This window comes from Citrobacter sp. TBCS-14, assembly GCF_005280805.1.
GTDB classification, from domain to species: Bacteria; Pseudomonadota; Gammaproteobacteria; order Enterobacterales; family Enterobacteriaceae; genus Citrobacter; species Citrobacter gillenii.
Genome location: NZ_SZWM01001244.1, coordinates 311 through 546, shown reverse-complemented (window position 1 = coordinate 546; position 236 = coordinate 311). Strand labels below are relative to the sequence as shown.

Here is a 236-nt window from a genome sequence, read left to right as displayed (position 1 = left end):
AACTATAGATGAGACTTATCAATACGCCCCAGAAGGAGCCGATAATGTATTTCACAATATGGGGTGCAGGCGTGTCGAAACTTCCAAACAGAGTGCAACAAACCCCAAGAATGGAAACCGCTGTACCGCCATCTGACCATGCTGAGTCGATCCATATCAGACAGCCGCTCAGGATGATGGCAAACGCGCCCAGTGCCGTCCGGATTGCACTCAGGGGATCGCGATGAAAAATATAT

At 49.6% G+C, this 236-nt stretch carries 1 protein-coding gene; it reads right to left on the bottom strand.

Annotated features, from left to right (window positions below; translation table 11 throughout):
* A partial coding sequence (locus FDX22_RS26500) for an FUSC family protein (RefSeq protein WP_186805479.1) occupies positions 1-236 on the bottom strand: 236 nt, incomplete at both ends.